General features: G+C 64.2%; 22 protein-coding genes. 11 read left to right on the top strand and 11 right to left on the bottom strand.

From position 1 onward, the window contains the following. Positions 1 to 11: 11 nt before the first annotated feature. Both BPHY_RS41930 and BPHY_RS41925 read right to left on the bottom strand, forming a co-directional pair. Positions 12 to 482: a BON domain-containing protein gene (locus BPHY_RS41930; protein WP_012404286.1), complete on the bottom strand. Its 471-nt coding sequence runs from the start codon at positions 480 to 482 to the stop codon at positions 12 to 14. 118 nt (positions 483 to 600) lie between these two features. Then, positions 601 to 1,128: a GNAT family N-acetyltransferase gene (locus tag BPHY_RS41925; RefSeq protein ID WP_012404285.1), complete on the bottom strand. Its 528-nt coding sequence runs from the start codon at positions 1,126 to 1,128 to the stop codon at positions 601 to 603. A 263-nt stretch (positions 1,129 to 1,391) separates the two neighbouring features. Here BPHY_RS41925 and BPHY_RS25190 point away from each other — a divergent pair, with 263 nt between their 5' ends. From BPHY_RS25190 to BPHY_RS25165, 6 genes are all read left to right on the top strand, one after another. Then, entirely contained in the window at positions 1,392 to 3,434 is a 2,043-nt protein-coding gene (locus BPHY_RS25190) for a TonB-dependent receptor plug domain-containing protein (protein WP_012404284.1), read from the top strand. Between the two features lies 1 nt (position 3,435). Then, entirely contained in the window at positions 3,436 to 3,966 is a 531-nt protein-coding gene (locus BPHY_RS25185; protein ID WP_012404283.1) for a YfiR family protein, read from the top strand. After that, positions 3,963 to 5,876 carry a putative bifunctional diguanylate cyclase/phosphodiesterase gene (locus tag BPHY_RS25180; protein ID WP_012404282.1) on the top strand — a complete coding sequence of 638 codons (1,914 nt, stop codon included), beginning with the start codon at positions 3,963 to 3,965 and terminating at the stop codon, positions 5,874 to 5,876. The genes BPHY_RS25185 and BPHY_RS25180 overlap by 4 nt, the downstream gene beginning before the upstream one ends. Further along, complete coding sequence (locus BPHY_RS25175; RefSeq protein ID WP_012404281.1) at positions 5,876 to 7,411, top strand: sensor domain-containing diguanylate cyclase; 1,536 nt, start codon at positions 5,876 to 5,878, stop codon at positions 7,409 to 7,411. The genes BPHY_RS25180 and BPHY_RS25175 overlap by 1 nt, the downstream gene beginning before the upstream one ends. Positions 7,412 to 7,577: 166 nt before the next feature. Then, a complete protein-coding gene (locus tag BPHY_RS25170) occupies positions 7,578 to 7,892 on the top strand; it encodes a hypothetical protein (protein WP_157686724.1) in 315 nt (104 codons plus the stop codon). 256 nt (positions 7,893 to 8,148) lie between these two features. Beyond that, a complete protein-coding gene (locus tag BPHY_RS25165; protein WP_012404279.1) occupies positions 8,149 to 10,398 on the top strand; it encodes an SLC26A/SulP transporter family protein in 2,250 nt (749 codons plus the stop codon). A gap of 84 nt (positions 10,399 to 10,482) precedes the next feature. On the opposite strand, the gene BPHY_RS25160 is transcribed toward BPHY_RS25165, so the two are convergent. Next, on the bottom strand, positions 10,483 to 11,790 hold the full coding sequence (locus BPHY_RS25160) for a chloride channel protein (RefSeq protein WP_012404278.1): 1,308 nt from the start codon (positions 11,788 to 11,790) through the stop codon (positions 10,483 to 10,485). Between the two features lie 90 nt (positions 11,791 to 11,880). Further along, the gene (locus BPHY_RS25155; RefSeq protein WP_012404277.1) at positions 11,881 to 12,300 is read right to left on the bottom strand and encodes a MarR family winged helix-turn-helix transcriptional regulator; all 420 of its coding nucleotides are present in this window, start codon (positions 12,298 to 12,300) and stop codon (positions 11,881 to 11,883) included. 182 nt (positions 12,301 to 12,482) lie between these two features. Here BPHY_RS25155 and BPHY_RS25150 point away from each other — a divergent pair, with 182 nt between their 5' ends. Continuing rightward, a complete protein-coding gene (locus tag BPHY_RS25150; protein ID WP_012404276.1) occupies positions 12,483 to 13,544 on the top strand; it encodes a class I SAM-dependent methyltransferase in 1,062 nt (353 codons plus the stop codon). 51 nt (positions 13,545 to 13,595) lie between these two features. Here the strand turns inward: BPHY_RS25150 and BPHY_RS25145 are convergent, their stop codons facing one another. From BPHY_RS25145 to BPHY_RS25135, 3 genes are all read right to left on the bottom strand, one after another. Continuing rightward, a complete protein-coding gene (locus tag BPHY_RS25145; protein WP_012404275.1) occupies positions 13,596 to 13,829 on the bottom strand; it encodes a pentapeptide MXKDX repeat protein in 234 nt (77 codons plus the stop codon). 68 nt (positions 13,830 to 13,897) lie between these two features. Next, entirely contained in the window at positions 13,898 to 14,674 is a 777-nt protein-coding gene (locus BPHY_RS25140) for a molybdopterin-dependent oxidoreductase (RefSeq protein WP_012404274.1), read from the bottom strand. Positions 14,675 to 14,694: 20 nt separating this feature from the next. Continuing rightward, entirely contained in the window at positions 14,695 to 15,333 is a 639-nt protein-coding gene (locus BPHY_RS25135) for a cytochrome b/b6 domain-containing protein (RefSeq protein ID WP_012404273.1), read from the bottom strand. 288 nt (positions 15,334 to 15,621) lie between these two features. On the opposite strand from BPHY_RS25135, the gene BPHY_RS25130 reads away from it, so the two are divergent. The 3 genes from BPHY_RS25130 (at position 15,622) to ald (ending at position 18,311) form a co-directional block, all read left to right on the top strand. Further along, positions 15,622 to 16,170 (top strand): sigma-70 family RNA polymerase sigma factor, encoded by a 549-nt coding sequence (locus BPHY_RS25130; RefSeq protein WP_012404272.1) that lies wholly within the window; start codon positions 15,622 to 15,624, stop codon positions 16,168 to 16,170. Beyond that, positions 16,167 to 16,808 (top strand): DUF1109 domain-containing protein, encoded by a 642-nt coding sequence (locus BPHY_RS25125; protein WP_012404271.1) that lies wholly within the window; start codon positions 16,167 to 16,169, stop codon positions 16,806 to 16,808. Before BPHY_RS25130 ends, BPHY_RS25125 begins: the two co-directional genes overlap by 4 nt. A 384-nt stretch (positions 16,809 to 17,192) precedes the next feature. Then, positions 17,193 to 18,311 carry an alanine dehydrogenase gene (ald, locus tag BPHY_RS25120; protein WP_012404270.1) on the top strand — a complete coding sequence of 373 codons (1,119 nt, stop codon included), beginning with the start codon at positions 17,193 to 17,195 and terminating at the stop codon, positions 18,309 to 18,311. Positions 18,312 to 18,505: 194 nt separating this feature from the next. Here the strand turns inward: ald and BPHY_RS25115 are convergent, their stop codons facing one another. The 3 genes from BPHY_RS25115 to BPHY_RS25105 form a co-directional block, all read right to left on the bottom strand. Further along, positions 18,506 to 19,678: a monovalent cation:proton antiporter-2 (CPA2) family protein gene (locus BPHY_RS25115; RefSeq protein ID WP_012404269.1), complete on the bottom strand. Its 1,173-nt coding sequence runs from the start codon at positions 19,676 to 19,678 to the stop codon at positions 18,506 to 18,508. Positions 19,679 to 19,744: 66 nt separating this feature from the next. Further along, positions 19,745 to 20,068, bottom strand: a complete 324-nt coding sequence (locus BPHY_RS25110; protein ID WP_157686722.1) for a hypothetical protein — start codon at positions 20,066 to 20,068, stop codon at positions 19,745 to 19,747. A 186-nt stretch (positions 20,069 to 20,254) separates the two neighbouring features. Continuing rightward, the gene (locus tag BPHY_RS25105) at positions 20,255 to 20,842 is read right to left on the bottom strand and encodes a hypothetical protein (protein WP_012404267.1); all 588 of its coding nucleotides are present in this window, start codon (positions 20,840 to 20,842) and stop codon (positions 20,255 to 20,257) included. A gap of 255 nt (positions 20,843 to 21,097) precedes the next feature. Here BPHY_RS25105 and BPHY_RS25100 point away from each other — a divergent pair, with 255 nt between their 5' ends. Next, positions 21,098 to 22,837, top strand: a complete 1,740-nt coding sequence (locus BPHY_RS25100) for a SulP family inorganic anion transporter (protein WP_012404266.1) — start codon at positions 21,098 to 21,100, stop codon at positions 22,835 to 22,837. A gap of 65 nt (positions 22,838 to 22,902) precedes the next feature. Here the strand turns inward: BPHY_RS25100 and BPHY_RS25095 are convergent, their stop codons facing one another. Beyond that, complete coding sequence (locus BPHY_RS25095) at positions 22,903 to 23,202, bottom strand: hypothetical protein (RefSeq protein ID WP_012404265.1); 300 nt, start codon at positions 23,200 to 23,202, stop codon at positions 22,903 to 22,905. Positions 23,203 to 23,540: the final 338 nt, after the last annotated feature.

The raw sequence follows: 23,540 nt of genomic DNA, 5'->3' as shown, positions 1-23,540 counted from the left end.
CCGCGAGTTGGCTATCGGCTTCGTTGCGCAACGCCCTGCAACTCGGGGATGTTACCCGGCGCCGCGTGCACGGATAGATGATCCTCTACCCGCTCGACACCGGGAACGGCGGCAATCTCGTCGATCACGCGTTGCCGGTCGGACGCGAGCACCTCGCCCGCCACGCACGCCACGCCATGATCGACGCGCACGTCGACGGCCCCCGGCGTGCGCATGACCCGGCCCAGATGCGAGCGCACGCGCTCCGTGACCTGCACGTCGCTGACGGGCGCACCGCTCGATGCCGCGCGGTGAAGCATGCCGTATGCATGACCCATCGCCTTACGCGCCTGAGCCCGCGATTTCTTCCTGAATGTTCGCGAAGTCGCGCCCATCCGATCGCGCAGCATTGCGCGGCGTCGCCGGCCCGATTGGCTGTCGAAGTAATACATTGCGGCTGCGCCTACGGCCGCCGCTGTGAGGGTCTTGAACAACGAGCCCATCTTCGCCTCCTTGCATGACGTCATCCTTCCGACGGGCGAGCATCGCGCATGCCGCGCTTGGCCCGGCGAGGGTGGCACGGCAGCACGCGGCCGCACGCGCGAGTCGTCCGGCATTGCGTCAACGGCTCTCGCCGCGCCCGGCAGGGTCCGTGTCCGCATGTTTGCTGGCGGCCGGATCGCCGTCCCGTTGCGCGGCAATGTCTCTCGCAAAGCACAACACGTTGGCCCGATGCATCGAAGCCCCGACGGGTTCGATCTGCTCGAAACCATGACGCTCGAAAAACGCCAGCGCCCTGCGGTTGAGGTCGTTCGTCTGCGCGATCAGCGTTCGATAGCCGGCCGTCATCGCCTCGGTTTCGAGCATGTCCAATATCGCCTGCCCTGCGCCGCCCGATTCGCGCCGGCAATAAATACGCATCAGCTCTGCCACGCCGTAGTCGAAACGACGGAACGCGCCGCAACCGAGCGGTGCGCCTTGTCTGGTTCGCGCAACGACAAATGCGCCGCGTGCCGAGCAGACCTCCTCCAGCCGGAATCTCGATTGCCCGCCATCGCCCGAGTAAAGCGCGAGCGTGGCGGCGCACTCGTCGAGCAGGAGTTGCGCGTCCTGCGTGCAGGGGTCTTCGCAGCCAACAGAAACTCTCATGGCAGATTTCGTCACGGTGGCTCTCGTGTGTCAGTCGACAGGTTGCTGAAACAACAGCAAAAGCGATACCTCGTTTGCCCCGCATGGTTTGTCCCATTCCCTCGCGCCGACGCTTGCGCTGCCGTGCGCCCGTTGCCGGACGGCCTTGCGCGTCGTGCGTTCTGGCCCAATTAAATAGATGCCTAAAGCCCACTTCAATTCATCCGTTAACAAATCTGGAGACATTCGTTTCCCCAAAGAGATAGAAAGTAACCATTGCCGAGATGTGTAATTCGCGTAGTACCGCGCGAGATGTCTGGCGCGGACTGCGCTGCCTTCCTCTCGCCGCCGTGTTCGGTGTGACTGCCGCAGTTGCTGGCCAGGCGGAAAGGGACGCGCACATCGATACGATGCCGCGCGTCGCGACGAACGACCTGCTGGCCCTGCCGCTCGAACAGCTGATGCAGGTGAGCGTCAGCAGCGCGACGCGTCTCGAACAGCGTATTTCCGACGCCCCTGCCGCGGTGGTGGTGCTGACGGCCAGCGACATCCGCGACTTCGGCTGGAAAACGCTCGCCGATGCGCTCGCGTCCCTGCCCGGCCTCTACACGACTTACGACCGCAACTACGCGTATCTGGGCGCGCGCGGCTTCCAGCGGCCCGGCGATTACAACAGCCGTTTTTTGCTGCTCGTCGACGGCGTGAGAATCAACGATGCCGTGTATGACCAGGCGCCCATCGGCACCGATTTTCCCGTCGACATGGATCTCGTCGAACGCATCGAATACGTTCCGGGTCCGGGGTCGGCCGTGTATGGGTCCAACGCGCTGTTCGGCATCATCAACGTCATTACCCGAAGCGGCAGGAACATGGCGGGTGCCCAGGCCGCCGCGGCCGCGGGCAGCTTCGGCGAGAAGAAGGCGCGCGCCACTTATGGCTGGCACGGCGCGCACGGCGCGGACGTATTGCTGTCCGCGAGTTCGTGGGAACGCAACGGACAAGACCTCTACTTCCCGGCGTTCGACACGCCGGATCAGAACCACGGCGTCGCGAACGGTCTCGACTACGATCGCGGCCAGAATCTGCTCGGCAAGGCGGCCTACGGCGACTTCGGCATCAGCGCGGGATATTCGAACCGGACGAAAGGCGTGCCGGGTGCGCCCTATGGCGCGATATTCAACACGCCGTTCAGCACCACCGACACCCATGCCTTCATCAACGGCACCTTCCATCACGCGATCACATCCGGGTTCGAAGTCGCCGCGAAAATCGACTGGGGACGCTACGACTATCGCAGTCCGTCCCTCTATGCGCCCGGCCCCGTCGAAAACGTCGATGGCGACCATGCGCTGTGGTACGGCGCAGACGTCAATGCAACCATCCGCTCGATCCGCAACAACACGCTGATCGTCGGGGTCGATTACACGCGCGACGCCCATCGCGATCAGTACAACTTCGACGTCGCGCCGTTTGCGTCGATACTCGACGATCACCGCAGCAGTCATCGCAGCGGCGTCTACGCCGAAGACGAGATCAGGTTGCCCGCCGGCTTCACGCTCAATCTCGGCCTGCGCTACGACCACGAAGCCGTGGCAGGCAGCAACGTGAGTCCACGCGTTGCGCTGTCCTTCAAGGCCACCTCGGCCGACACGCTGAAACTGGTCTACGGAACGGCTTATCGCGCGCCCAATGCCTACGAGCTTTACTACGCGGTGCCGGGTGAAGGCGGCCAGTTGCCGAATCCCGGCCTGAAGGCGGAGCACATCCGCACCACCGAACTCATCTACGAGCACGCATTCGGACCGACGGGGCGCGCGACGCTGTCCGTCTTTCACTACGACATCCGCAACCTGATCTCGGAGACGCTCGATCCATCGGGGCTTTATATCTTTCGCAACGTCGACCGTTCGAAAGCGAATGGCGCCGAGCTGGGCTACGAGCAGCAGTTCGCCGGAGGGGCGCGCGTAAGAGCGAGCTATTCGTGGCAAATCGCACGGGACAGCGGGACGGGCAGTGTGATGCAAAACTCGCCCCGCCATCTCGCGAAGCTCAACATGGTGCTGCCCTTGCTGACCAACCGGGCGCGGCTCGGCACGGAGATGCGCTGCGTGTCGAGCAGACTCGCGGAACGCGGACATGCAGCGGGTTATTGCATCGGCAACGTCTCCATCGGTTCCGCGCGTCTCATCCCGCATGCCGACGTTTCCTTGTCCATTTACAACGTAACGGATACACGCTATTTCGACCCGGCCGGTCCCGGCTACACGCAAGACGTCATCGCGCAGCAGAGCCGCTCGTTTCTGCTCAAGCTCGTATACGGGTTCTGACATGCGGACCGCCTCGAAAATCGCCGCATCGGCAGTCGCGGGAGCGATGGCCGCTTGCCTGTGCATCCGCTCGACCCGCGCACAGGTCGACGAATCGGTATTGACGGCGGCTTACGTTTACAACATGACGCAGTTCGTGACCTGGCCAGCAGGATCGCTTACGGACACGCAGCTCGTCGTCTGCGCGAGCGGTCAGGGCGGCCTGAGCAGCGAGCTCGAAAAATTTGCCGGCAAAGCGACCGGCGGCCGGATCTGGACCGTGGCCGCGCTTGCGGGCAACGAGAAGCCGTCCAGATGCAACGTGATCGTGCTCGAAAGAGAGACGCCCGTCTCGCGAGCACTCGCCGACGTACTCGCGTCGGACAGTCCCGTCCTCGTCATCGCCAACTTCGATATGGGCAGCCGCCCGTGGATCGTGAGGCTATTCACGGAGGACGACCACATACGTTTCGATATCGACAAAAGCGAAGCCGGACGACGGCGTCTGTCGCTGAGTTCCAGGCTATTGCGCCTTGCGAGGAGCGTCTTATGAATCTGCATACGGCAGCCACACCGACCCTGACGCGCTCGCTGGGCCGCGTCAATCTGATCGGCGTGACCGTCGCGCTGCTGATCTCTGGCATCGTTCTGCTCGTCTATCAGGCCGTATCGCTGCGCGCATCGTTGACGGACATCGCCCGTCTGCAGGCGGCAATGGTGTCGGAGAACGTGTCGGCGGCGCTCGTGTTTGGCGACAGACGGGCGGCGGGCGACGTGCTCCAGCATATGCGCAGTTTGCCGTACGTCGAAAGCGTCGCCGTGTTCGACAAAGACGACGCGCGCTTCGTCCTCTATGCGCGCGAAGGCGTCTCCGACGCGGAGCGCAACGAAGGCACGCTGGAATCCGTCTCGCACCCGCGACGCCTTTCCTTCGAAGACGTGATCGTGTCCGCGCCAGTCGAACTGAACGGCGAACATCTCGGGACCGTCGTGCTGGTTGCGACGACGGAGCAGATGCAGGCGCAGTTCCAGCGATACGCATCGTTCATTTTCGGCGCGTCCGCGTGCGCGTTGCTGATTGCCCGCTTCGTGATGACGCGGATGAAATCGCGTCTCAACGACGCGGAGCGGCGGCTCGAGTATCTCGCGCTCACGGACCCGCTCACCGACCTCCCCAACCGCCGCGCGTTCTTCGAAGAACTGGAGCGTCGCATTGCATCGCCGGCGCGCTCGAAAGCGCCGCTGACGCTCGTGCTGATCGACGTCGACGACTTCAAGACGATCAACGACACGCTCGGCCATGGCGCCGGCGACGAGCTGTTGAAGCTGGTGGCGGCGGCGCTCAAGGAAACGGTGCGCGCCGGCGATATCGTGAGCCGCATCGGCGGCGACGAATTCGCCGTGCTGGCGTCGCTTGACAGGGAGCCGCATCAAAGCCAGTCGACCGCCGCAAAGATCGTTCTTGCACTGGCCCGCCCGTTCACATTGCAGGGACGCAGCGTCGCGGTGACGGCGAGCATCGGCTACAGCCGTTTCCCGGACGATGCCGACGACGTCCCCGCGCTGGTCAGCAATGCGGACATCGCGCTATACGCGGCGAAGAACAATGGCAAGAACACGGCCGTCGCGTTCGAGCACCACATGGTCACGCAGGCGCAGCGACGTGCGCGCCTCGAACAAGACTTGCGCGCTGCCATCGGCAACGACGCACTGAGCGTCGTCTATCAGCCGCAGTTCGAATGCCGCACGGGAAAGCTGACGGGCGCCGAAGCGCTGGTGCGGTGGCATCATCCGCATGACGGCAGCATCTCGCCGGAAGAGTTCATCCCGATCGCGGAAGGCAGCGACCTGATCGTCTTGCTCGGCACCTGGGTGATGCGACGCGCATGTCGTGACGCGGCGCAATGGAACAGGCGTGCTTCGAGCCCTGTGAGCGTGTCCGTCAACGTGTCCGCACGACAGCTCGGTCAACCGACCTTCACGCACGACGTGCTGGTCGCGCTTGCCGAAAGCGGCCTTTCCTCGCGATCCCTCGTGCTCGAAGTGACCGAGAGTCTGTTGATGGAAAACGTCGACGACGTGACGGAACTGATGAAGACGATCCGTGCTGCGGGCGTCCGCCTGTCGATCGACGACTTCGGCACCGGCTATTCGTCCTTGTCGTATCTGCAGAACTTTCCGCTCAACGAGTTGAAGATCGACCGCAGCTTCGTGCGATCGCTGCCGGAATCGGGACAGCCCATCGTCACCGCGATCATTTCGATGGCCCACAGTTTCGGCTTGACTGTGGTTGCCGAGGGCGTGGAGTATCCCGCGCAACTCGCCTGGCTCGTCGACGCGCAATGCGATGTCGTGCAGGGGTATCTGACGGGCCGGCCCATGAGCGATGTGGCGATACAGAGACTCGTGAGCGCGCAACGCGAAACGGCGCTCGCTCTCACCGTGCCGGCCGGGGACGCCTAATGCGAACGAGATTTCCCGCGATAGGCTTCGTTCTCGGCACGCCGGCGCGCCGGCAGAACACCGTCAGCGATACCGTGCGCGCGTCGCTGCTGTCGACCGCGTTCGACAACGCTCACCCGCTCTTCATGGCGGGCCTCGCGAGCGCGTTCGTCGCGCTGGTTGCATATTGCAGGCTGCATGCCGCCTGGGCGGCCATCTGGCTCGGTGTCGACGTATCGATCCTCGCGGCGCGGCTGCTGTGCATCGGGGCGTACGAAAGACGAAACCGCGCGAGCGCCCGGCATCCCGACGCGTGTGCGGCGCGTTATGCGCCGCTCTGCCTCCTGGCGACGCTCGTGCTCGGTCTGGGCACAATGAGCTGCGTGATCTCGCCCGACCGCCAGCTGGCCGCGCTCGCGATCATGGTGACAGCGGGTATCCTGGGCGGAATCGGATCGCGTAATGCCGCCCTGCCCCGGCTCGCCATTGCGCAGATCGTGCTGGGCGCGGTTCCGATCGGCATCGGCGCGATCGCTGCGCCGAGCCGCGGCTCGTGGATACTCGTGCCGCCGCTCGCGGCCTATCTCGTCGCGATGGTGTCCATCGTCTGGCGGCATTACGACGGCCTGCTCGCGCTGATGTCGGCAGAGCAGCGCCACGCCGAACTGGCAGCGCGTTTCGACGCGGCGCTGGCGCACATGCCGCACGGCCTCTGCACCATCGATACGGCGGGAAAAGTGGTGATCGCGAACCGGCGCACGGCCGAGCTGTTCGGCGCACGCGTCGAGCGGTTGAAACTCGACGTGCCGCTGCCCGAATTCATCGGACACGTGGGACTTGCGCACTTCGATGGTCCGGCGTTCCGCGCGCAGATCGAAGAGCGGTGCGCGGCGTGGCTGCATGGCGAGCGCCGCGCGTTCGACCTCGAATTGCGCGACGGACGGCATCTCGAGATCACACGCAATCCGGTACCGGATGGAAGCGCCGTGATCATCATCGAGGATGTGACGCAACGCCGGGAAAGCGAAGCCAGGATCCTGCACCTCGCCCGCCACGATCCGCTGACGGGACTCGCCAACCGCCGCGAATTCCACGACCGTTTGAAGCTCATGCTGAGCGCGGCCCCGGCGTCGGCCGCGTCACGTGCGGCCGTGTTCTACCTCGATCTCGACGGTTTCAAGAACGTCAACGACAACCTCGGTCATGGCGCGGGCGATGAAGTGCTCACGATGGTGGCGGCGAGGCTCGAGCAGACGCTGCGGGACGGCGAGCTGGCGGCAAGGCTCGGCGGCGACGAGTTCGCTGTCATCGTCCGCGATTCGACGCCGCTCGTGGTCGCCACCATCGCGCGGCGGATCATCCGCGTCGTCAGCCGGCCCTATCGACTGGCTGCGGGCAGGACGGTGTCGATCGGCACCAGCATCGGCATCGCGTTGTCTGCTCCCGATGACGCCGTCGACGCACTCATCTCCCGCGCTGACGAAGCGCTTTACGCCGCAAAACAGGCGGGAAAAGGCACGTTCCGCGTGTCGCAGCGCGATGGTGTGCTGCTGTAGCGGCAACGCGCTGCGTTGGACTTGTCGCAACGAATCGCCGGATTCATCGTTAGACGAAAAGGGCATCGCCGGTTGGCGCTTCGCAGGCCGGCTTGACCCGTTTTTGTACCGGCGCGAACGTGCCGGACTTCGTAGGATGCGCGCAGGCATTGCGAGGTTCCGCGCCATGAATCACCCCGCTTCCGTGCACCGGCTGCTGATCCGTGTCCTCAACGTCGATGCGGAGATTCGGGCTATCCGCCATGAACGCGATGCCGCACTGCACTGGCTGACGCAGGCGCAACGCGAGCGTTGGACGAAACGGGGCTCGACGGCAATCGGCGACTGCGAGGCGCTCGTATCGGAACTGACGACGCGCCTCGACCCGCTCCTTGCGCATCGGCAATCGTTGGCGCACACGCTGCCCCAACTGACGCAGACCTCGGCCGATCCGCCGTCGAGTCCGCGGCACGCGGGATCGATGCGGCTCCCCCCGACCTGATCCGCGCGGTCCGTCAGTGCGGCGTCGACCACCTCCAGCGCATGAAGAAAGCCCCCTTTCTGCGCCGCCTGTCCTGATGCGCGGGTGTTCAGCGCTGAAGCAATACGACGACGCGCGCTCTTTTCGGTTGACGTGCCGCACCCGCCGACAGGAGGCGGCGCCTGGCTGCCAGCCGTTTGACAGGCGCGAGAGCCACGGCGGATACTGGCTCGCGCGGCCCCGCCTCGCGCGGGCGCCGCGCGTTCCGGGAGCCGCCGTGAAGCAGGGTGCTACAGGTTCTACATCGGAGTCCGCGTCCGCATCGACGTCTCGAAGCACGAGTGCGCCGCGCGTCGCCGGCTTGCTCGGCGACCTGACGGCGGGCGCCGTCTCGACCCTCGTGATGCTCTGCTACGCGATGAGCCTCGGCACGCTGATCTTCAGCGCCGACCTCGCGCGCTACGCCGAACTCGGCGTGCCGACCGCGCTGATCAGCTGTATCGTCACTGCGCTGGTGATCGCGCTGACCAGCTCGATGCGGCTGAACATCGCCGGGCCCGACAGCAACGCGACCGCGTTTCTCGCGGGCGTCGCGGCGGGTGTCGCGAGCAGCGTGCATGCCGACGGCGGCTCGCCAGCTACCATTATTCTCACCGTGCTGATTGCGATTGCACTGTGTTCAGTGCTGACAGGGATCGTGCTGTTCGCGATCGGCTCGTCCAGGCGCAGCCGTTCCCTGCAATTCCTGCCCTATCCCGTCGTGGGTGGCTTTCTCGCGGGCACGGGCTATCTGCTGCTGGCGGGTGCGTTTCGCGTGCTGACGGGCGAATCGCCGCGCTGGCATACGCTCGGCCTGCTCACCCAACTGCACTGGCTCGCGTGGGTGCCCGCGCTGTTCATCGGCGTGCTGACGACTCTGCTCACGCGCGGACGACAGCACATCGCCGCATTGCCGTTCGTGCTCGTGTGCGGCTTCGCGCTGTTTTATATTGCGCTGCATCTCGCCGGACTCTCGATCGACGATGCGCGCCGCCTGGGCCTGCTGCTGCCCCAGGTCAGGCTGCACCTCTTCCCCGATCTGCACGTGCCCGCATCGCTCGCACAGGGTGCGATCGACTGGCCCGCGATCGCGGCGCATCTGCCCGAGTCGCTCATCGTGACGTCGGCGTCGGCGATCACGATCCTGATGAACTCGACGGCGATCGGCGCGGCAACGGGCGAGGACATCGATCTGAATCGGGAAATGCGCGCAGCAGGTCTCGCTAACATTGCGAGCGGATTGCTGGGCGGCATGATCGGTTATCAGTCATACAACCGCTCGATGCTCAATGCGCGAGCCGGCGCGACGACCCGGCTCGCGGGCGTATTCGCCGCGCTCGCGTGCCTTGCCGCGCTCGTGGCATCGCCCGGTCTCGTGGCGCTCTTTCCCGTCCCCGTGCTGGTCGGGCTGCAACTGTTCATGGGGCTGCGGCTGATGCTCCAATGGCTGGTCGGCGCGTATGCGAGGCTCAACTGGTACGAGTACGCGCTCGTGCCCGGCATGCTCGCCGCCGTCGCGCTCTATGGCGTCGTTGCGGGCGTGATCGCGGGCGTCATTGCCGCGTGTGTCATGTTCGCGCTGCTATACGGGCGCGTCAGCTGTGTGCGCATGGAGTTCGATGCGACCACGCGCACGTCGTCGGTCGAACGCAGTATCGAGGATTCCACGCATCTGCATGAGCGCGGCGCGCAGGTGTGCGGTCTGTGCCTGCAAGGGTTTCTGTTCTTCGGCACCGCGAATTCGATCCTGCAGCGCGTGCGCGAGCGGCTTCAGGCGGACACCGCCGCTCGCGTGCGCTACGTCGTGCTCGACTTCGCATCGACCAACGGCATGGATGCGTCGGTATCGATTGCGTTCGTCAAGCTGCGGCAACTGTGCGCGTCGTCGGGCGCCGACCTCGTGCTCACCGCGTTGCCCGCGCGCTCGCGCAGCCTGCTCGCGAAGTCGGGGACATTGAACCTGCGCATCCACGAATTCGCGACGCTCGATGCCGGGCTCGAATGGATCGAAGACCGTCTGCTCGAATCGTGCTCTCTTACGCAACCATCGGGCGAACAGGATCTCCGCGCGACGCTCGCGCCGCATTTCACGCCCTCCGCGCTGGACAGGCTATGCGCGCACCTTGAAGTGCGCGACCTCGACGCCGGCGAGCCGCTTTTCCTGCACGGCGAGCCGGGCGACGCACTGTACATCGTCGAACGCGGACGCGTCGCCGTTTCGCTGCCGCTATCGGGCGGCCGGCTCGTGCGGCTGCGCTCGTTCGGTCCCGGAACCGTCGTCGGCGAAATGGCTGTATACACGCAGACTACGCGAAGCGCCGACGTCATCGCCGAGGCACGCACGCGCGTGCATCGTCTGTCGGTGCCCGCGCTGTTCGCGCTCGAACGCGAAGACCCCGTCGCCGCGCAGCAGTTTCACCGCTTTCTGATCAAGACGATGGCGTCGCGCCTCGCCGTCGCCGACGAAGCGCTGCGCGCCGCCTATTGAGAGCGGCACGCTCGGGAAGCGCGCGGTGCGCTGATCGCCACTTGCGACGCGTGACGCACGAATGTCGCGCGTGCAACGCCGGCATCAACGGGCGGCATAGCGCTGCGCCAGCGCCTCGTAAAGCGGCGGCGCAAACAGTTTCGACACCTGGCTCGATATTAGCGCCGTCGCCATTAGCGAAAGCACCAGTGCATGCCCGTTGATCATCTCGATCACGATCACAAATGCGGTGATGGGGCTTTGTGTGACGGCAGCGAGATAGCCGACCATGCCGAGCGCGATCAGCATCGGAAGCTGCATCTGCCCGAACACGAGATGCAGTGCGTTGCCGATTCCCGCGCCGATCGCGAGGGAAGGCGCAAAGAGACCGCCCGGCGCGCCGGGCAAATACGAACCGACCATCGATGCCATCTTCAGCAGCGGATAGCTCGCACCGAGTTGCGAACTGCCTTCTAGCATGCCGCGCGCTTCGGCATAGCCGCTGCCGAACGTGTGCGCGCCGGCGGCCACGCCGATCACGGCGATGAACAGGCCGCACGCCGCGCCGAACGCAACGGGATGCGCCTTTCTCCACGTGACGAGCCCAGCGGGCATCCAGCGTTCGGTATTGAGCAGCAGCCAGCAGAACGCGCCGCCCGCCACGCCCGTCACGACGCCCAGCAGCACGGCGGCAACGGCCAGCAGATCCGGAAAGTGGCCGTCGATTTCGATCGTGCCGAAATACGTGTAGTTGCCCTGCAAGCCGAGAGAGACAACGCCCGCGAAGATAATCGCCGTGATCAGCACACCGCTGGTTCGCTGCTCGAAGCTGCGCGTCAGTTCTTCGATCGCGAACACGACGCCGGCAAGCGGCGCATTGAACGCCGCGGAGAGCCCCGCGGCGGCGCCCGCCAACGCGAGCTTGCGCTCGAGTTCCCCACCTCGCAGGTTACGCAAACGCGCCGGATAGAAGCGCCGCAGACTGAACATCAGCGACGCACCCACGTGGATCGTCGGCCCTTCCCGGCCAATCGTGAAGCCGCCGAGGATCGACAGAAACGATACGGCGATCTTGCCGGCCAGAATGCGCAGGTTCAGCAGACGCGGCCCCAGGTCGCGCCCATCGTGCAGCGTCGCGATGACTTGCGGAATGCCGCTGCCCTCCGCGCCGGGGAAGCAACGCCGCGTAATCCAGACCCCGAATGCACCGATAGCCGGCGTGAGCACGAGCGGCAGCCACCAGTGCGCAACCGTGCAATGCAGGAACGTGTCGTAGCCGAAATCGATCAGGCGCGCGTACAGGACGGCGACAAGCCCGGTTGCCACCGCCCCCAGCCAGAACACGCCATAGTGAAGCCAGAGCCGCCTTGCGCGCAGCATCGCGCGCCGGTCGAAAAATGCGGAAATGCGCATCGGAGCTTATGTAGTCGAAGCCAAATAAGGCACATTGTGACATAAATGTGCGCTTCTCCAGTTCGACTTGCGCAGGCAGCTGCGGAATGCTTACTCGTTCGCTTCGCCGAACACCCAGCCGAACGAGCCATAGTGTGCCTTGTGCTCGGCTGCGAGCTTGAGCAGGCAGCGCTCGCCCTTGGGCGTGAGATGCACCTGCACCTGACGGCGATCGGCGGGGTCGGGCTTGCGCGTCACGAGGCCTGCCGATTCGCAGCGCGACACGAGGGCGGCGGTGCCGTTCGGCGCCGCCTGCAGACGCTCCGCCAGTTCGCCGACCGTCGCCCATTGCCGCCCCTCGAACCCGCGCACGTGCAGCAGCAGTTGATACTGCAGCGTCGTGATGCCGGCCGCGTTGGAGATCTCCTCTGAGACGCGCAAGAACTTGCGCAGCTCGTAACGGAATACCGACATCGCTTCCAGATCCTGTTTGGCCGGAACGCCACGCTTGGCTTGCCTGCTTGAACTCATCTGAAGTCCCGTTGAATGGCCTTGATGCTCGCGGATCATACACACGCGCGAAATGGCCTGCACTTGCGCCTTTCGTCAGTCTTTCCACTGCCTATACTTTGCATGGACGTCGCCGGTAACGTGTGCGCACGGCGGACGCCGCTTTCGTCAGATCAATTCTGCCTTCGCCGAGGAGGTGGCACATGCAATACGACGAACAAAAGGTGCAGGACTTCATGGGACGCATGGTGGAAGAATTCGGCGCCGTGGCGTCCGCGCCGCTGATCGCGCTCGGCGACCGGCTCGGCCTCTACAAGGCGATGACCGAGCAGGGCTGGATGACGTCGGAGCAGGTCGCCGAACGCGCCGGTCTCGCCGAACGATACGTGCGCGAATGGCTCGCGGCGCAGGCCGCTTCGCGCTTTATCCGCTACGATCCCGAGACCGCGCGTTATCAGCTGGATAACGAAATGGCGATGTGCTTCGCCGAAGATACGAGCCCGACTTTCCTGCCGGGATTCACCGACTGCGCCGAAGCGATGTTCCGCAGCCTGCCCAAACTCGAAGCCGCCTTCCGCACAGGCCTGGGTGTCGGCTGGCATCAGCATCATCCTTCATTGTTCAAGGGCACGGAGCGCTTCTTTCGCCCGGGCTATGCGGCACATCTGGTCGATGAATGGATACCCGCGCTCAACGGTGTCGAAGCGATACTCAAGGGGCGCGGCGCGAAGGTCGCCGATGTGGGCTGCGGACACGGCGCGTCCACGATGCTGATGGCGGATGCCTATCCCGACGCGACCTTCGTCGGCTTCGACTACCATGAGCCGTCCGTGCAGAGAGCCCGTGAGCTTGCCGACGAAGCGGGCCTCGGCGAGCGGGTCACGTTCGAAGTCGCGAGCGCGCAAGCATTTCCCGGCAACGACTACGACCTCGTCGCGTTCTTCGATTGCCTTCACGACATGGGCGACCCGACAGGCGCAGCGGCGCACGTCCTGCAGTCGTTGAAACCCGATGGGTCATGGATGATCGTCGAGCCGTTTGCGAACGACCGGCTCGAAGACAATCTCAATCCTGTCGGGCGCGTGTTCTATTCCGCGTCGACACTGATCTGCACGGGCGCGTCGCTGGCGCAGGAAGGCAGGAAGGCGCTCGGCGCGCAGGCGGGGGAAGCGCGGCTCAGAGATGTCGTGACGGCGGGCGGCTTCACGCGTTTCAGGCGCGCCACGCAAACGCCGTTCAATCTGATCTTCCAGGCGCAGGCGTAGAACAAACAACAGCCGGGCGCGAACCCACGCCCGGCTGACTGCCACGGCAGCTTACTGCGACATCGCCCCCGATGCGGGATGATCCATACCCATCGCATCATGCTTCTTCGTCTTGCTGTTCTTCTTCATCGTGTCGTGCGACATGGTGTCCTTTTTCATCGCATCATGCGACATGGCGTCCTTGCTCATCGCATCGTTCGACATCGCGCCGCTCGCCTGCGCAAATGCAGCCGTCGTGCCCATCGCCAGCGTGGCGAAGCATACCGCCGTCATCAGTCGTTTCATTGCTTATCTCCTTGGTGGGGGAAAGTGGTATCCGGCCATGCCGGAACCGGAAAAAAACAGAACAGCACTCAGGAACCGCCGAACCAGTTGTAGCCCTGATCAACCCAATAGCCGCCGGGATACGTATTCGTGACGAAGATCTCGACGATGTGTTTCGGATTCTTGTAGCCGAGCTTGGTCGGCATGCGCAGCTTCATCGGATAGCCGTATTTCGCGGGCAAGCGCTCGCCGTCGTATTCGAACGTGAGCAAGGTCTGCGGATGCAGCGCAGTGGGCATGTCGATGCTCTCGTAGTAATCGTCCGCGCAGCGAAAGCCGACATACTTCGCGGTCGTATCGGCGCCGATGCGGCGCAGGAAGCCAGCGAACGGCGTGCCGCCCCAGCGTCCGATTGCGCTCCAGCCTTCGACGCAGATATGCCGTGTGATCTGTTCAGCGTGCGGCAGCGCGTACAGTTCAGGCAGCGTCCACACGCGCTGCCCCGTCACGAGACCGCTGACTTTCAGGCGATAGTCGCTGCCGTCCACTTCGGGCACGTCGTCGATGCCGTAGAACGCGTTGAACGGAAACGGCCGCGTGATTTGCGCTTCCGTATAAGTGGGCGCGAGTTGCTTCGGATCGAACAGCAGTGCCTGCGCGCGGTCGTTCAGACGCGAGACAGCCGTCAGAAACTTGTTGACCGAGTCCTCGTCGGTGATCGAGCAGCCGGTCAGCAACGAGAGCCCGCCCAGGGTCAGCATGCGCTTGCCGAACAGGCGGCGCGAAGGCATTTCCAGTTCGCGGCGCGCATCGGCGAGAATCGCTTCGCGATCGAGCTTGACGATCGGTTTGTCGCTGGTTTTCATGGGGATTCCTCGTGCAAGGGTCAACGGCCGCGCAGCATGGTCAGCAGCGAACGCGGCACGAGCGCGACCATCGCGATGTGCACGACGACGAACGCCGCCATCACCGCCATCGCGCAGAAGTGAACGATGCGCGCGTTGTCGTAACCGCCCATCAGTTCGCGCAACAGCGGAAACTGCACCGACTTCCAGATCGCGAGCCCCGACAGCACGAGCACCGCGAGATCGACGATGATGGCGAGATAGGCGAGCTTCTGCACCGCGTTGTACTGACGCAAGTCCGCGTGAGACAGCTTGCCGCTCACGGCGGCGATGAAGTCGTGAAGCACGGCACGCGGTGAAAGCGGAAAGAACTTTGCGACGAAGCGCCCGCTTGCGATGTTGAGCGCGAGATACACGATGCCGTTGAAGACCAGCAGCCACATCGCCGCGAAGTGCCACTGCAGCGCCCCGCCGAGCCAGCCGCCAAGCGTGATCGACGGGGGAATCACAATGCCGCGGAAAACAGGCGACGCGTCGTAGATGCGCCAGCCCGAGAACATCATGATCAGCGCGGCAAACGCATTGAGCCAATGCGTGATGCGCAACCATAGCGGATGAATGGGCGAGTGGCGCGGAACGCTGTCGTGCGCTGGCGTGAGTGTCGCTTTTATCGTGTCCATGTCGATCACCATGACGGTCGGATACACGTCAATTCGTCGGGGACACGTGCCGGGTTACAGCGCAGCGCAAAAAGATTTTTTTGCACACCGTGTAACCGGCCGTCGCGGAAGAACGAATTAACCCGTTAAAGGAGGCGGGTGACGACGATGGACGACGACCGCGCTATAGTGGCGCATCACGGCTTCGGCTATGCCGAAGCGCTCGATCTGAAGCTGGGCGCCCCGCTTGCCGCGGCGGCAAGCCACGCTCCAGCGTCGTCGTGCCGCCGTCCCGCCCACCAAGGAGCCATGTTGCAAGACGCGGAAAGCCGCCTGAAAGCATTGTTCGTCAGTGGTCTCGACGGCGACGCCGACGCTTATCGAGGCTTTCTCCAGGCACTCACGCGACATTTGCGCGGCTTTTTGCGCAGACGCATCCCGCAGTATCGCGACGATGTCGAAGACCTGGTTCAGGAGATTCTGCTCGCCGTGCACAATGCGCGGCACACCTATCGTCCCGACGAGCCGCTGACGGCCTGGCTGCATGCGATCGCCCGCTACAAGCTGATGGATTTCTTCCGTTCGCGTGCGCGTCGCGAATCCCTCAACGATCCGCTCGACGATCACGCCGATCTGCTCGCCGACACCGACGACGAACCCGCGCAAGCGCGTCACGATATTGGCAAGCTGCTCGACCATCTTCCCGACAAGCAGCGGCTCCCGATCGTCCACATGAAACTCGAAGGCCTGTCTGTCACGGAGACGGCGCGTATCACGGGTCTGTCCGAATCGGCCGTGAAGGTCGGCGTGCATCGGGGGCTCAAGGCGCTGGCCGCACGCATCCGGGGGCTACGATGAAGACCGACGATCTCATTGGCCTTCTGTCGAATCAGGTCACGCGCATCGAGCGCGGCGCCGTCGCACGGCGTTTCGTCAAGGCGTTGCTGCTCGGCGGATTGGGCTCGCTGGTCCTGATGAGCCTGGTGTTCGGCGTGCGGCACGATCTGGCGAGCGTCGCGCGCACGGCCCTCTTCTGGTCGAAGATGGCGTACCCGCTTGCAATTGCGGTCGGCGCGATGTTCGCCGTGATGCGGCTTGGCCGGCCTGGCGCGCGCGCGGGTTACTCGTGGGCGCTGATCGCACTGCCGTTCGTCGCCGTGTGGGCGGCAAGCCTGTTCCTGCTCGACGGCACGGCACCCGGTGGACGGTGGGCGCTGGTGCTCGGTCAAACCTGGCGCACGTGTCCGTTCAACATCATGCTGCTGTCGCTGCCGACCTTCCCCGCCGTGTTCTGGGCTGTCAAATCGCTGGCGCCCACGCAGTTGCGGCTCGCGGGCGCTGTCGCCGGTCTGCTCGCGAGTTCCACGGCCACGGTCGTGTACTGCCTGCATTGTCCCGAGATGAGCCCCGCCTTCTGGGGCGTGTGGTACGCAATCGGCATGCTGGTGCCGGCGGGCATCGGCGCGTGGCTGGGGCCGAAGCTGTTGCGCTGGTAAGACTGCCTGCGCACGGGCGCGATGCCGCGCTGCATCGCGCAGGCGCCGCCGTAGGTCAGCCTCGCCTCGCCCGCCGCCGTGCTCACTCAGCCGCCGCGTCATATCGGCAAGCCTCCTGCGCTGCCCGGCCTCGTCGCGGGGCGGCTTCGTGCAAGCGAATCGCCAGGCATTCGAGCAGTCATCGTCGATGCAAGCGGCTCGCGCTGGCGGGCCGCTTGCGTGCGTGCGCCGCGGCACCGCGCAGGATTCAGGTTTAGGCTATAGCAGGAGACGACCAAAAGCTTCACCGATACCCGAGGCTGTTGGCTGCCGCAGTGAACATCCCACGAACGAAACGACTGCGATCGTTTCGCGGCGGGCTTGCAGTCCATACAAGGAGGCAATATGCACATCGGCGTTCCGAAGGAGATCAAGAATCACGAATATCGCGTCGGGCTCACGCCGTCGTCCGTACGTGAGATCGTCGCGCATGGACACGAGGTGAGCGTGGAGACGGGAGCGGGTGCGGGTATCGGCGCATCCGACGATGCATACCGGACGGCGGGCGCGCAGATCGTGCCCGACCCGGGCGCCGTATTCGCGGCCGCCGACATGATCGTCAAGGTCAAGGAGCCGCAAGCGCCGGAGCGCGCGCTGCTGCGCAGCGGCCAGATCCTATTCACCTATCTGCACCTCGCGCCGGACCCCGCGCAATGCGCCGATCTCGTCAAGAGCAACGCAGTCTGCATCGCGTACGAGACGGTCACGCAACCCGGCGGCGGACTGCCCCTGCTCGCGCCGATGTCCGAGGTCGCGGGCCGCATGTCGATTCAGGCGGGCGCCTTCTGCCTGGAGCGCGCGCACGGCGGCAAGGGCATCCTGTTGGGCGGCGTGGCGGGCGTGCCGTCGGCGAAGATCGTGATCCTCGGGGCCGGCGTGGTGGGCAGCAACGCGGCCCAGATCGCCGTCGGCACGGGTGCGCAAGTCGTGGTGATCGATCGCAATGTCGATGCCCTGCGGCGCATGGACCGACTGCTCGGCGCACGTGTGATCACGGTGTATTCGAACCGGGACAATATCGAGCAGCATGTGCTTGCCGCGGACCTCGTAATCGGCGGTGTACTTGTGCCGGGCGCCGCCGCGCCGAAACTCGTCACGCGCAAGATGGTCGAGGCGATGAGCCCCGGTTCGGTGATCGTCGATGTCGCGATCGATCAGGGCGGATGCTGCGAAACGGCGAAGCCCACCACTCACGCTGCGCCGACCTACAAGGTCGGCGAGGTCGTTCACTATTGCGTCGCGAACATGCCGGGCGGCGTGCCTCGGACGTCCGCCTACGCACTGAACAACGCGACACTGCCCTTCGTCCTGCAGATCGCGGACAAAGGCTGGCGCAAGGCGCTCACCGACGACGAGCATCTGCGCCGCGGCCTGAATGTGGCGTTCGGCAAGGTGACCTGCCCCGAAGTCGCCGAAGCGCTCGACTACAGTTGCGAAGACGCAGGAGCCATTGCCGCCGAGTAGCGCCAGTCGGCAGGCGAAGCGCGGCCGGGTCGTCCGGCCGTGTTTTCGTGTGCATCGGCCAGTTGAGGACGCGCCCGTCGCTAGTGACCCGGTGGCCGGCGTTGACGTGGAAGCGGCCGACGCGCCAGAGGCTGACGCATGAAAGCCAAGCTGCCTTTACGCGGTTAGAACGCCACGCTTGTGCACGGCGGCCGCTATCCAGGCTCACGACTCACAACTGGCTGCACGAACCGGCGATGCACGAGCAACAGCAAAGGCGTCGACACCATCGACAGCGCGACCACGAGCGTAACGAGCGACGACTGGCGCTGATCGATGACGCCTGCCGCCAAAGAAGCGGCCATCACCACAAAGGCGAACTCGCCGCCTTGCGACAGGAGAACCGCAAAGTAGCTGCGTTCCGATGCCGGCACGCCAAATCTGTTTGCAAGGAACCACTGCGCAATCGTCTTGATCCCGACCAGCGCCACGACCAGGACGGCCACGCGTACCGGCTCGCGCATCAGCACGCCGAAGTCGATCGACGTTCCGACCGCAATGAAGAACAGACCGAGCAACAAGCCCTTGAAGGGCGCCATGTCGACTTCGACCTGGTGTCGATAATCCGAGTCTGCGAGCAGAACGCCAGCGAGAAAGGCGCCCAACGACATCGACAGATGGACGCTCTCCATCAGTAATGCGATGCCTACGATCCAGAGCAGTGCAAACGCAGTGAAAATTTCCGGAACGCCAATGCCGGTGATCACTCGGAGCACGACCTGCAACAGGTAACGGCCCACTAGCGCAACCGCAATCACCATACCGAGCGCTTTTAGCGCGATGAGCCAGCCCGGCTCCGCTGCTGCGACGGGCATCGCCGGTCCGAGCAGCGGCAGCAGCGCGATCAGCGGAATGGCCGCCATATCCTGGAACAGCAGAATGCCGAACCCGGCGCGGCCCGTTGGCATGTCCATCAGCTTGCGCTGCTGAAGCTCCGACATCACCATCGCCGTCGACGACAACGAAAGCGCGAGCCCGCCCGCCAGTGCAATCCGCCAGGACAACCCGAGCAGCATGAAGATTGCCGACAGCGCCGCGGCGCACACGGTCATCTGCATCGTGCCGTAGCCGAAGATCGTGCGGCGCATCGCCCACAGCGTGTCGACCTGCATTTCGAGTCCGATCACGAACATCATCAACACGATGCCCAGCTCCGAAAAATGGAGGATCGCGTCGATATCGGTCACGAGCCCCAGTGCCCACGGTCCGATCATGATGCCCGCCACCAGATATCCGAGCACCGAACCGAATCCGAGGCGAACTGACATTGGCACGGCAATGAGCGCCGCCGCAAGAAAGACGACCACATCGATGAGAAGCTTCGTCATGCACTGTCCTCCCGCATCCTGCACAGACCTTCGACCCGCGCCTCCCTCGTCTCGCCCCTGCCGCGCTCAGCGCCCCATACGCCTGTCATAGCTGCGCGAAATGCGATCGAGCAGTGCAGGATCGCGCGCATTCTTTGAGTCGAACTGAACCACGACGCTGCCATCGGCTTGCTGCCGCACGCTCGCCTGCACGACACCGCCGTCGATTCCACCGACGATCGTGCCCGTCCCGGGATCCTGCACGGAAATCGACAGCCCTTCGTCTTGCATTGCACCCGCTGCAGCGGCGAAAGAGCGGTTAAAGCTGGCAGGTGCGCTGATGACAGTGCCGGGAGGCGCCGCATAGTAGGGGCACCCCGCCATGAGCGGCAGCGAGGCGCAAACGGTCATCAGCAAGAGACGCCTGAAGGCGACGCCCACACCGCGCCCGCATCCACCTCGAACAGGCTTGTCCGCGACGGCGTGAGGCCGATGTGTTCCCCGTACCATCATCACTCTTCACCTCGACAGAACACGACTCTGCGCGCGCGTCGCCGCCGGCGCCCGGGCCCGCTAGCCGGTGTGATGGGCCGCCTTCTACTGGGCCGCGCCAGGCGTGACAGTGATCGCAACGGCTTCGGTGTAGACGACCTGGACCTGATCACCTTTGTGGACGTTTTTCATCTGCTCCGGGTCCTCGACATGCACGTCGACGAGGTTGCCGTGCGGTCCCTTCAACGTAACAGTCTTCGCCTTCGGGTCGACGGCGACGACATCCGCCATCACCGTAATCTCGCGGCCGATCGTGCCGCCCGGTTTGGCACCCGGCTCCGCACGCTTTTCAATCAGCCGCTGGGTCGCCGAACGCGGGCCGTTGGTTTTCGACAGGCTCAGCGACATCGCTTCCTGGTATTCGGTCGTGACGATATCTCCGACCTTCAGCTGGTCAAAGTTGCGCGCTTCTTCACCGACCTGCAGTTCCACCATCTTGCCTTTCTTGTCTTTGAGCGTGACGGTGCGCGTCGACGGCTCGATCGCGACAATCGTGGCCGTCACCTTGGCCGTCCCCACGGCCGTCACACTGCCCGGTGCTTTCGTGACATCGACCGATGTCTGCGGCTGGGCAAGCGCCGGGCACGCCGCCATCAGGACAGCCATTGCGATAACGAAGCGATTCGTTTTCATTTCTGCCCTCAGGATCAGGTTGGAGAAATCAGCACCGGTCACGCGCCCGCACTCATCCATGCAACGCCCAAAGCCGGTGCTCACCCTCAGTCTAGGCCCTGCCTTTTGGGGAGAGTATTGGACTTTGGTCCCATACAAGTGCGCGAATTCAGGGGCGATTATTTTGTGGCGGTTGGCACGACTGGACTATTCTTCATCCTGAACCGCGGCGGTAACTCAATCCGGATCGCGCGATCAATTGCGACCATCAGACAAATGCAATCCGATCATCCAGTTCCTGAAGACGGACAGGTTGCGGTCAAGCCGCCTGCGTGGATGCGTTGGCTGCCTGGCCTGACATTGCTCAAAGGGTATCGGGCCAGCTGGTTGCCGAACGATCTGGCTGCGGGCTTGGTCTTGACCACCATGCTGGTGCCCGTCGGCATCGCGTATGCCGAGGCGTCCGGGGTTCCGGGTGTCTACGGTCTGTACGCGACGATCATTCCGCTGCTCGCCTATGCGCTGTTTGGCCCTAGCCGCATTCTCGTGCTCGGCCCCGACTCAGCATTGGCCGCGCCCATCCTCGCGGTCGTCGTCGCCATTGCCGGCAGGGATCCGTCACGTGCCGTCGCCGTGGCCAGCATGATGGCAATCGTATCGGGCCTGTTCTGTATCGTGATGGGACTGCTGCGGCTGGGCTTCATTACCGAACTGCTGTCCAAACCGATCCGCTACGGCTACATGAACGGCATTGCGCTAACCGTGCTGATCAGCCAGCTGCCGAAGCTCTTTGCCATATCGTTCGATGACCGGGGGCCGCTGCGCGATCTTCTGACGCTGGGCGCCGCCCTCGTTGCGGGCAAAGCCAACTGGTACAGCTTCGCAGTCGGTGCGGGAAGCCTCGTGCTGATCCTCCTGCTGAAGCGTTTCGATAAGGTCCCGGGCATCCTGATCGCGGTGATCCTGGCCACGCTCAGCGTCACCGTGTTCGATCTGGACAGCCTCGGCGTCAAGGTGCTGGGTAAGATTCCCCAAGGCCTGCCGTCCTTTGCATTGCCGTGGGCCGGTGACGCCGATTTCGTCAAGATAGTGCTGGGCGGCTGCGCGGTCGCGCTGATCTCGTTCGCCGATACGAGCGTGCTGTCGCGAACCTTCGCCGCACGTTTTCATACGCGCGTCGATCCCAACCAGGAAATGGTCGGTTTGGGCGCGGCCAATCTGGCGGCCGGCTTCTTTCAGGGCTTCCCCATCAGCAGCAGTTCTTCGCGCACACCCGTGGCGGAAGCTGCGGGCGCGAGAACACAGGTGACGGGCATCGTCGGCGCGGTCGCCGTCGCCATACTTCTGATGGCTGCGCCCAACCTGATGCGTTATCTTCCCAATAGCGCGCTGGCCGCCGTCGTGATTGCCGCGGCCATCGGGCTGTTCGAATTCGCCGACCTCAAGCGCATCTACCGCATCCAGCAATGGGAGTTCTGGTTATCGGTCGTCTGCTTCGCCGGCGTCGCCGTTTTCGGCGCAATACCCGGCATCTGCATTGCGGTGGCGCTCGCGGTCATCGAATTTCTCTGGGACGGCTGGCGACCGCATTTCGCGGTGCTAGGACGCGTGGAAGGTCTGAGGGGCTACCACGACATCACGCGTTATCCGCATGCGGCGCGTATTCCCGGGTTGCTGCTGTTCCGCTGGGATGCACCACTGTTCTTCGCCAACGCCGAACTCTTTCAGCAACGCCTGCTGGAAGCCGTCGACGAATCGCCGTCGTCCATCAACAGAGTGGTGGTGGCCGCGGAGCCCGTGACCAGCGTCGACGTGACGTCGGCCGACATGCTGCGCGAACTGAACCGGCTGCTCGACGAACGCGGCATCGCACTGCATTTCGCGGAAATGAAAGATCCTGTGCGCGACAAGCTCAGGCGCTTCGAACTGTTCGATATCATCGGCGACGAGCGCTTTCACCCTACCGTCGGCAGCGCAGTCGACGACTATCTCGGTCGCACGGACAGCGCGCAATGACTTAGCGCCGCGCGCCGCGTCGGCCCGCCCCGACGGGCGACCGGGCCGACGCGCGCCCGACTCTGTCAATGCACGGTGTGGACGATGCCAATGGCCTCATCATCGTCGTCATCGGACGACGCCTGCTCGAGAATCGCGCACCGGAAGTCCAGCTTGACGCGCAGAATGGCCGATTCAATACGTGAATCGCCGCGATGGCCGCTCAGCCGAGTATTGATTGCTTCCTCGACGGCGAGCATCGCCTGCTCGATGCTCTCCGGATCATCGCAGTCGAAACCGATCTCGACCTCGATGCTCTCAAGCAGGTTCAACGCGGTTGCAATATCCTCGGATGCGACGAATAGCGTCTTGGCGTCTTCTCTCATCTACCCTCCCCGTTGGGTTGTCCAGCGTCTTCAGACAGGCGCGAGTTGCACGGCTATCGTTGCACATCCGGCGTAAAGCTGCCGGGCAACGACCGCGACTGTTGGGTTCGAAACAACGGAAAGGTTGCGGCACACGGCGAAGCGATTAGAGTCGAAGGTTCCAGCCCGACATACGTGTCGGGCGTACGTGTCTTCACGGTCCGCCGCCAGGCTTCGGCAAACGGTCGTTCCAGCCGTTTGCGGACGCTCCCCCCTCAGCCGGATCGCGCTTTCCTCCCACGCGCTTCATCTCGCCCAGCAAGCCTGGATGTGCGAGCTCCAACACGCCTTCAACTTTC

The sequence above is a fragment of the Paraburkholderia phymatum STM815 genome, from assembly GCF_000020045.1.
In the GTDB taxonomy this organism is placed as follows: domain Bacteria; phylum Pseudomonadota; class Gammaproteobacteria; order Burkholderiales; family Burkholderiaceae; genus Paraburkholderia; species Paraburkholderia phymatum.
This window is presented reverse-complemented; position numbering and strand designations above follow the sequence as displayed.